The organism is Halobacterium bonnevillei (assembly GCF_009831555.1).
Lineage (GTDB): Archaea > Halobacteriota > Halobacteria > Halobacteriales > Halobacteriaceae > Halobacterium > Halobacterium bonnevillei.
Map to the genome: position 1 here is coordinate 1 of NZ_WUUU01000126.1, position 8,970 is coordinate 8,970.

An 8,970-nucleotide genomic window follows, 5' to 3' on the forward strand; every position below is an offset into this window, starting at 1 on the left:
TGCTATCGCCGTCGCTGCCGTCGCTCGTCGAGCACGCGTCGAATTGCGGCGCCGGGTCCGCCGGAGAGCGGCCAGCCCCGCTGTCGCCACGCCGGCGGCTCGGGTTCGTACTCGGGGCACGACCCCGAGCACTCCGCGGCTGTCTGCTCGCGGGCGTTCGCCGCGCAGTACGGCACGTACCCGTCGTCGGCTCGCTGGAGCGCGAAGTGCCGGCAGTCCGGCCGCATCGTGTCCAGGTACGACCGCCAGCCGCGCTCGTAGGCGCGCTCGGCGATCTCCAGGCGCTTGTCTGCCTTCCAGTCGGCGTCGACGTATTCGAAGCTCGCGGGCGAGTGATCGAACTCGCTGGCCGACGGCCGCTCGGTGATGCGCGTGCCGGTGGCGTCCGGGTCCAGCGAGCGCGGGTGCCACTCGACGGACGCCTCGCCGTCAGCGAACGTCAGAATCCCGGCCTCGACGGGCATCTCGGCGAACAGCGCTCGCTCGCGGGCGCCCGTCGATTCCGTCGCCAGCCACACCTCGTCGGCGAGTGCGAGCGCGACGTCCTGTTCGAGCTGGTCGGCGAGCGCGTCCGCGGCGGACGCGTCCAGGTCTGGCTTGTTCTCGATGGCGACGATGCGCCGTACCCAGTCGGGGTACTGCCACTTCCTGCGGAGTTCGATCTTGTTCCCGTTCCGCCGCGTCTCGACGACGCCACGGTCGGCCGCGCTGTGGACGGCCTCGCGGACGTACCGCCACGGGTAGCCCGGCCGCGGGAGCGCGTCCCGGTAGAACGCCCAGTCCGCCGGGGCGTGCCTGACGACGTGCAGGAGGTCGGAGTCCAGCCGTTCGGTGCCGAAGTTGCGACGTGCCGCCAGCGCGTCCGGGTCGACTTCCACGACGATGGTGTCCCAGCGGCGGCTGCGCGTCCCGAGCTGTCGTGCGACGATGCACGGCCGCTCGCCGTCCTCGGGGTGCCAGTTGCGCTCCGCCCAAGCGCACGTGCGGAGCTCGAACGCGAACTCGGAGTCGGCCACGACGGAGACGCGGCCGCCGAGCTACCTACCTCTTTCGGCGTCGGCTGCAGGAAAAACAGCGGTGGGAGCCGCGGTCAGGCCTCGAGTTCCTGGTCGAGGAACTCGTGGGCGTCCTCCAGAATGTCGCGGGGGCCGTCCTGGGTGATCGTGTTGATCGCCTGGTCGTAGTCCCGCCACTGGAGGTCCGAGTGTTCGTTCGACAACTCGGCGCTCGCTTCGAAGGATTTCGCGATGAACAAGTGGACCGTCTTGTGGATGCGGTCCCCGTTCGCCTCGAAGACGTAGTCGTATTCGTCGCGGAAGCCGTCGACGAGGCGGAAATCCTCGATACCGGCTTCCTCCTGTACTTCTCGAATAGCCGTCTGCTGGAGCTCTTCGTCCCCCTCCACGCCGCCCTTCGGGAACTCCCAGTCCCCGGGCCGGCTCTTCAGGAGGAGGTATTCGCGCCGGTCCCGCGTGTTGCGGAACAGGATTGCTCCGGCGCTGGTCGCTTCGACCGTCATTACCGTTGGGTAGTGGCCGACCAGTTAAGAGAATGTCGGAGTGGGTGGGTCGCTGACATACGCCAGGACGCCAAACACACGCTTTTTCACGGTGGAATGCGTCACTACGGACAACACCCAGCCATGACCTTCGTAACTAAACTCTCCCTGGAGAGCGGGGACCGCGCTGCCCTCGACGGGGTCGTCTCCGACATCAAGGAGACGTGCCGTCGGAAGGGCGCGCAGATGAAAGGCCCGCACTCCGAACCCCCGGCCGACCAGTCCGTGCCACTGTACAGCCAGCTCGGCGGCGAACAGTCCGAGAAAACGGGGTCGTGGCACTACACGGTCTACCGGCGACGCCTCGAACTCCACGGCCACGACGACCTCGCGCGCGCTATCATGGAGCGGGACTTCCCGGAGAGCGTGCACGTCGAAGCGGAACTCGAGCAAGTGAAGCCGCTGGGCTCCTCGTAGCTGTCCTCCGTCGCGACCAGTTCCTGCCGTTTGTCGTCCCGACTGGGCTACTGACTCCGCAGCCGACGCAGCGACTGCGTCCTCGTCGTGCGCCGCCGTACTGAATCGGCTGCTGTCGGCCGACTCGCCGAAGAAATGCGTGAACGGAACGCCTAGAAGGCGCTCTCGCCGACCGTCTCGACGTACTCCGCTTCGCCGAGGTGGTTGTTGTCGTCGAATGACGTCACCCGCAGCAAGACGCGCTTGTCGACGAGGCCCGCCGGCGCGTCCGGCAGGCGGAGCTTCGAGTCACCGATTCGGGCGATCGGCGTGCCGTCCTCCATGCCAGTGACGAACACTGCGATCTCGTCGCCCTCGCTGAACGACGGCTTGTTCGTCCGGAACGACCAGCCTTTCGTGTACTTGTCGAGCAGACTCATAGGCGTTCGACCTCCTCGGATTCGCGGTCACTCGTGTACTCGAGGCCGAACCCGGTGAGGGCGGCCAGGAGGAACACGATGACGAGCACCCAGCCGTGGAACACGTACAGCACGACGTCCGCGGGGTTGACCACCATCGCTTGCGTAAACCAGTCGTACTGCTCTGGCAGGTCCTGGATGACCGCGAAGCCGACGAGAACGCCGCCGGACCACGGGAAGATGTACCCGAGTGCGGCGGTGTTCGCGTCGAGGATGTTCGCGCGACGGTACCCGTTGATGTTGAACCGTTCACCGAGCCGGGCGATGTACGGCCCGATCGCAATCTCCGCTGCCGTGTTGATCGTGATCATCGCGTTGACGAGCGCAGTGCCGAACACCATCGTGATCTCGGCGCGGCGCACGGTCGTCGCGACGGACTCCAGCAGCCAGTCCTGGATGGCCTGGAAGCCGCCGCCGCGGATCATGATCTGTGCGCCCGCGACGATGAGCAACACGAGCACGATCAGCGGGAAGAACCCTTGCGCGCCCGAGTAGAAGCTGCCGCCGACGCCCGTCGACCCGGCGTCGACGAGTTCGACGAACGGCAACACGGCCAGCGACTGCGCGATGTCGAGGTTCTCCGGGGCGTTGAACACGACCATGTCCGAGACCGACGCCAGCCCGAACACGACGTTGAAGATGAACGCGACGATGATGCCCCACGAGATCGCCTCGATGATGTGGCGACCCGCGACGGCGGTCCCGATGACGACGAGCATCGAGAGGAGGTGGAGGAGCCCAGCCGGTTCGCTGGCGGCCGCGAGGAGGTCTTCCTGGCCGGCCACGTCGAACCCCTGCATCGATGCGCCGGCGACGAGGTAGCCGACGAAGGCGATTACGGCTGCCAGTACGGCGTACTTGAACCGGGACGCGACGACGCCGCCGATGTCGGAGTCCTGCGTGACGGCGCTGACGATAGTGGTGTCGCTGACCGGCGCGAGGTTGTCCCCGAAGACCGCCCCGGAGAGGATGGCGCCGAACAGCAACACCGGGTTCGCGCCGATGAGGATGCCCGCGGGGAAGAACAGCGTCGTGAACGCCACGGTCGTCCCGTACCCGGTGCCGATACCGGTGGCGAGGAGCGCCGCGAGGATGAACGTCGCCGCGGGGAAGACGCTCGCACCGATGCCGGCGGCGTCCGCCGCCCACACCAGTCCGTCCACGAAGCCACCGACCTGAATCGTTTCGGCGAACATCCCCGCCCACAGCCACGCGACGACGGCGGTGGCTGCGACGCGGCGGGTCATCCCTTCGAAGATTGTGTTCGCGTAGTTTTTCCACGACCCCTTCGCGAAGAGCATCCCGAGGATGAGGGCGATGAGCATGCCCGCGACGAGCCCCGTGGTGTCGCCGATGCGCAGAACGCCGCTCTGCACGATGGCCCAGACCACGAAGAACGCGAGCGGGAATGCGCTCATCCACTTGCCCCCGTAGAACGAAATCTCCGGCGGGCCCGACGATGCCGCGCCGGTCGCCGAAAGTTCCTCTGAGAACTCTTCGCTATCGTCCTCACTGCTCATGGTACCACATTTCACCCCTTACGGCACATATATAAATATCTTAGCTGAGGCCTCAGAGTCTGTACATTTATCAGGAGCGCCAGCCCGAATTAGTGTATGAGTACGGAGACTGGACGCTCCCGACGAGACCTCCGCCGGGAGCTCCACCGGCACCCGGAGCCCGCGTGGTGTGAGTTCTACACGACCGCTCGCGTCGTCGAGGAGTGCCGCCGCATCGGCGTCGACGAACTCCACGTCGGGCCGGACGCCATCGACGCCGGCGCTCGGATGGCAGTCCCGGACGAGGACACGCTCGCGGAGTGGTACGAGCGCGCGCTCGCGGACGGCGCCGACGAGGCGGTTCTGGCGCAACTCCGGGGCGGCCACACCGGCGCTATCGCGGTGTTGGAGCGCGGTGACGGCCCGACGGTCGGGTTGCGGGTCGACATCGACGCACTCCAGATCAGGGAGGCCGACACTGACGACCACCGCCCCGCAGACGAGGGGTTCCGGTCAGACCACGAGGGCTACATGCACGCCTGCGGCCACGACGGCCACACCACCATCGGGCTGGGAGTGCTCGAGGCCGTCGCTGACAGCGACTTCCAGGGGACGCTGAAGGTGGTCTTCCAGCCGGCCGAGGAGCGCGTCGGCGGCGGGCGAGCGGTCGCCGAGAGCGGGCACCTCGACGACGTCGACTACCTGTACGCGGTCCACCTCGGCCTCGACCACCCGAGCGGCGAGGTGGTCGCGGGCATCGACGACTTCCTGGCGGTGAGCCACGTCCTCGCGGAGTTCGAGGGCGAGTCCGCGCACGCCGGCGCCCACCCCGAGCAGGGCCGCAACGCCGTGCAGGCGATGGCGGCAGCCATCCAGAACCTCTACGCGATTCCGCGCCACGAGGACGGTGCGACGCGCGTGAACGCCGGCCGCGCGGGCGGCGGCACCGCGACCAACATCGTCCCCGAGGAGGCGTTCGTCGAGGGCGAGGTGCGCGGCGAGACGACCGAGTTGATGCACTACATGAAAGACCACGCCGAGCGGGTCATCCAGTCGGCCGCGGAGATGCACGACTGCGAGGTCACGCTCTCGACAGAGGGGCAGGCGCCGAGCGCGCGCAGCGACCAGCCGCTCGTGGACGCGTTCGCGGCGGAAGCCGCCGACGTGGACGGGGTCGACCGGGTCGTCGAGCGGGACGCACTCGGCGGCAGCGAGGACGCTACCTACCTCATGAAGCGCGTGCAGGAACACGGCGGGCTGGCGTGTTACGTCTGCGTCGGCACTGACCACCCCGGCGGCCACCACACGCCCACGTTCGACGTGGACGAGGAGTCACTCGCCGTCGGCATCGACGCGCTCACTCGGTCGATTCAGCGGGTCGCAGCCCAGCGACCGTAGGGTCTGCGTCCGCTCGCCAGGAGAGGGCGTGCGAGCTACGTGGTGCGTTTGTCTAGACGCGGGAAAACGTCTTATGTCGAAGCGGAGAACAGTCATTCATGGACACTGAGTTGTCTCGGCGAGGATTTCTCGCCTCAGTGGCCGGTATAGTAGGAGTCGGCGTGACTGGGGAGGCAGCAGCCCAGGAGAACACGCGGACGATAGACATGACCGACGACCTGGTGTTCGCCCCGGATTCGGCGGCAGTCACTCCGGGCACGACCGTCGTCTGGGAGAACGTCGGCAGCATCGGACACAGCGTCACCGCCTACGAGGACGACATCCCCGAAGAGGCGGAGTTCTTCGCGAGCGGCGGGTTCGACTCCGAGCAGGCCGCCCGCGAGGCCTACCCCGACCAGGGGGACATTCCGGGTGGAGAGTCCTACGAGCACACGTTCGAGGTCGAGGGGACCTACGACTACTTCTGCATCCCGCACGAGTCCGTCGGCATGGTCGCCACCCTCGAGGTGACGCCGGACGCCGGCGAAGAGGAGGGGTACACCTCGCTGCTCCCCGCGAAAGCCCAACAACTGGCAGTCTGGGCAGTCGCCGCGCTGGTCGGCGTGCTCGGGTTCACGTGGGCGCTACTGAAGTACGGCGGCGAGTACGGCGAGGGTAGCGAAGGCGGGGAGTCGGAGTGACGCCTCGTCCGCCCTGACTCGCTCTCGCCGCACGCTGCCTGGCGGAAGTGCGTCTGGAAACCGTGTGAATCAACTGGCCAGGGCCGGCGGACTGCGTCGAGACCCGTGGCAGAGCCAGCGCGACGCGGCAAGACCGGAGACTGCGGGCTGTGTGGCCGCGTGATCTGTGACCGCCAGGTGTGAGGCCGCGAGAACGCCAACTCAGAGCTGTGTAGGGGCGAGACCAGTGACCGCGGGATGTTGGGGCAACGAATCGGGATGACCGGGGGTGGGTCACCCAGAACGTCGACGAGACGCGGTGACCGGGGGAAGGCCACCCAGAACGTCGACGAGACGGGGGTGGCCGGGGGGTGGGTCACCTTGAACGTGTGACGTGCCCTAGCCCACACGGACACGAGTGAAGGTCACACAAAAATGTTGCTGGGCCAGTATCAGCGCGGATAATCTCGACGGGGGTCGGCGCGGTCGACGCGGCCTCAGTACTTGGGGTCCGCGCCAGTAACCGCGTAGACGTCTTCCATGATGTCGTCGCGGGTGTCCTGCCAGTCTGCCAACGCGTCGGGACTGGACGGGTAGTCCTCGTAGTGGGCGAGCAGGCGGTCGGCTTCCTGTTTCGTCTTGTAGAAGTTCCAGATGTTGCTCCAGTAGCCGAAGGACTTCAGCGCGGTGACGACCTTCAGTCGGAGGCTGAAGTCAGCGCTCCCGCCGTAGAGCGCTTCCGCGAGCTTCTCGCCGGGCAGCGCCGCGAGCAAGCCCATCAGGTCGTCGACGTCGACGGCCGTCGAGAGGATGTTGTAGACGTCCAGCGCCGCGTACCGCGCGCCGTAGTGGTCCATCACGCGCTCGTTGTACGCCCAGAGCGCGGCCTCGGAGACGTCGCCGGCCTCGATGGCCTCGATGGCTTGCTCGCCAGCGTACTTCCCGGCGTACGCCGCGCCGGCGATGCCGCCGCCGGTCGTCGGATTGACGTGGCCCGCGGCGTCTCCGACGGCCATGAAGCCGGGGGCGGTCGCAGAGTCGTACGGCCGCCGCGTCGGGAGCGCCGCGCCGAGTTTGTCCTTCACTTCCGCGCCCTCGAACTCCGGGCGTTCGTTCAGGTCCTTCTTGAGGTCGTCGACGAGCTCCATCGGCTCCTCGTTCATCTGGAACCCGAGGCCGGCGTTGATTTCCGTGCTGGTGCGGGGGAAGTACCAGAGGTACCCGGCGGCGCGCTCGGTCGGCTTGAACACGAGCGCGTCGTCCCACTCGACGTCCTCGGGGACTTCGACGATCTCCCGGTACGCCGAGCAGAACTGCGAGTACGAGACGTTCGTGTCGAAGGTGGCCGCCGAGAAGTCCGTCTTGTCCTGGAGGATCGAGAGGGAGCCGGCCGCGTCGATGACGACGTCGGCGTCGAACTCGTGGACGTCGCCGTTTCGGTTCCCGGTCACGCCGGTGACGGTCCCGTCGTCGTCCTGGTCGACGTTCTGGACCACGACGTCGTAGTGGAAGTCGGCGCCCGCGTCGCTGGCGCCCTCGATGATGCAGCGGCCGTACTCCCAGCGGTCGATGACCGCGAGTTCGCCGGGGACGGGAATCTCCAGGACGGTGTCCTCCTGGGGAATCTCGAAGCGCCCGTGGTCGACACCGGTGTTCGTGAACGCGGGTTCGAGGCGCTCCTTGGGGATGGCCTCGGGGAAGGCGTCCGCGCCCTTGAGCGCGTCACCGCAGGCGATGTGCCCGGCTTCCTCCTCGGATTTTCGCTCGACGATAGCGACGTCGTAGCCAGCGTTGGCCACCGTCGCGGCGGTGTAACAGCCGGCTGTCCCGGCGCCGACGACGACGACGTCGTACTCGTGGGTGGTCATACACCCGCGTTCGTAGCCGCGAGGAAAACTCTTTATGCACCAATCCGTCGGGGCGTCGAGGACAGAGTGCGGACTGGTGGCGAGTCTGGGGCGCGGTGAGTAAAGAGTTTTCCCGGTGCTCCTGCAATCGCCCCCTATGACCGAGTACACCGTCGAGTTCGTCGGGACCGGCGAGGAGATTCAGGTCTCCGACACGGAAACCGTCCTGAAGGCGTGCCTCCGCGAGGGCATCGCCCAGGAGTACTCCTGCCGCGTCGGCATGTGTCTGGCGTGCTCCGCGAAGATCGTCGAGGGCGACGTCACGCAGCCCGCCGCCCGCGGACTCACGGACGAGGAATCCGAGGACTACGCGCTGACGTGCATGGCGCGCCCGCAGTCCGACCTGAAACTCGACCGCGGCCAGTACCCGCCGAGCATCGAGTCCGACGCCAGCGCCCAGGGGCAGGCACCCGCAGACGACGACTAACACCCCCGGAGCCACGCCGCTCCCGCGGTCGCGGAGCGGTCGCCGTCAGTCGGCCGACGAGACCGCGCAGTTGTTCGGTCCGCGCTCTAACTCCAGCGTCTCCTCCTCGACCGGTCGTCGCCCGAGGTTGACGGCGACGATGTCCTCGTAGTTCGCAGGTCGCGGCGGCAGGTCCGTCGTGAGTCGCTCGACGAACGCCTCGCGAGAGAGTGCTGCAGGGTCCAGCGTTTCCCGGACCGCACCGAGCGAACGCTCGAAGCCGCCGTCCGAGCGCTCCGTGTCGGCTTCTACGTGCCCGGGAAGCACGCGAGTATCGTCCGGGAACGCGACCACGACGTCCGCCAGGGTGTCGTACTGCCGGCCGGCGAGTTCGCGGGCGCGGTCCTCGTCCTCGAGGTCCGGACGCCCGACGCCGTCCAGGAACAGGCAGTCGGCGGTGAACAGGTCCGTACCCCACTCCAGGACGACGAGTTCGGTTGTGTGACCGGGCGCGTGGCGGACGGCGAGCTCCCGGTCGCCGACTGTCAACACGTCGCCGTCGGCGACGAGCGACGCGTCGTACTCGAGACCACGTCCCTCAGCGCCCGCCGGCAGCACGCGCTCCGCGTCCGTCTCGGCCGCGACTGCGCGGACGCCCGACACGTGGT

9 protein-coding genes and 1 pseudogene are annotated in these 8,970 nt (G+C 67.6%); 4 read left to right on the top strand and 6 right to left on the bottom strand.

Annotated elements, in window-relative coordinates; genetic code table 11:
* Nucleotides 1-2: 2 nt before the first annotated feature.
* Both GRX66_RS13465 and GRX66_RS13470 read right to left on the bottom strand, forming a co-directional pair.
* Nucleotides 3-1,016, bottom strand: a complete 1,014-nt coding sequence (locus GRX66_RS13465) for a DUF5787 family protein (RefSeq protein WP_325064116.1) — start codon at nt 1,014-1,016, stop codon at nt 3-5.
* Nucleotides 1,017-1,090: 74 nt separating this feature from the next.
* Nucleotides 1,091-1,519: a bis(5'-nucleosyl)-tetraphosphatase gene (locus GRX66_RS13470; protein WP_159527025.1), complete on the bottom strand. Its 429-nt coding sequence runs from the start codon at nt 1,517-1,519 to the stop codon at nt 1,091-1,093.
* Nucleotides 1,520-1,642: 123 nt separating this feature from the next.
* Here GRX66_RS13470 and GRX66_RS13475 point away from each other — a divergent pair, with 123 nt between their 5' ends.
* Nucleotides 1,643-1,975, top strand: a complete 333-nt coding sequence (locus tag GRX66_RS13475; protein WP_159527026.1) for an uS10/mL48 family ribosomal protein — start codon at nt 1,643-1,645, stop codon at nt 1,973-1,975.
* Nucleotides 1,976-2,127: 152 nt separating this feature from the next.
* Here the strand turns inward: GRX66_RS13475 and GRX66_RS13480 are convergent, their stop codons facing one another.
* Together GRX66_RS13480 and GRX66_RS13485 are read right to left on the bottom strand one after the other, a co-directional pair.
* Complete coding sequence (locus GRX66_RS13480; protein ID WP_159527027.1) at nt 2,128-2,394, bottom strand: DUF7513 family protein; 267 nt, start codon at nt 2,392-2,394, stop codon at nt 2,128-2,130.
* Nucleotides 2,391-3,851, bottom strand: a complete 1,461-nt coding sequence (locus GRX66_RS13485; protein WP_394351534.1) for a Na+/H+ antiporter NhaC family protein — start codon at nt 3,849-3,851, stop codon at nt 2,391-2,393. The genes GRX66_RS13480 and GRX66_RS13485 overlap by 4 nt, the downstream gene beginning before the upstream one ends.
* A gap of 198 nt (nt 3,852-4,049) precedes the next feature.
* Between GRX66_RS13485 and GRX66_RS13490 the strand changes: the two genes are divergently transcribed.
* Together GRX66_RS13490 and GRX66_RS13495 are read left to right on the top strand one after the other, a co-directional pair.
* Nucleotides 4,050-5,330, top strand: a complete 1,281-nt coding sequence (locus GRX66_RS13490) for an amidohydrolase (protein WP_159527029.1) — start codon at nt 4,050-4,052, stop codon at nt 5,328-5,330.
* Nucleotides 5,331-5,491: 161 nt separating this feature from the next.
* The gene (locus GRX66_RS13495; protein ID WP_394351533.1) at nt 5,492-6,010 is read left to right on the top strand and encodes a plastocyanin/azurin family copper-binding protein; all 519 of its coding nucleotides are present in this window, start codon (nt 5,492-5,494) and stop codon (nt 6,008-6,010) included.
* Between the two features lie 476 nt (nt 6,011-6,486).
* Here GRX66_RS13495 and GRX66_RS13500 read toward each other — a convergent pair whose 3' ends face one another.
* Entirely contained in the window at nt 6,487-7,857 is a 1,371-nt protein-coding gene (locus GRX66_RS13500; protein WP_159527031.1) for a geranylgeranyl reductase family protein, read from the bottom strand.
* Between the two features lie 136 nt (nt 7,858-7,993).
* Here GRX66_RS13500 and GRX66_RS13505 point away from each other — a divergent pair, with 136 nt between their 5' ends.
* Nucleotides 7,994-8,323, top strand: a complete 330-nt coding sequence (locus GRX66_RS13505; RefSeq protein ID WP_159527032.1) for a 2Fe-2S iron-sulfur cluster-binding protein — start codon at nt 7,994-7,996, stop codon at nt 8,321-8,323.
* A gap of 45 nt (nt 8,324-8,368) precedes the next feature.
* On the opposite strand, the pseudogene GRX66_RS13510 reads toward GRX66_RS13505, so the two are convergent.
* Nucleotides 8,369-8,970, bottom strand: a pseudogene (locus tag GRX66_RS13510) (MBL fold metallo-hydrolase); the annotation flags it as partial.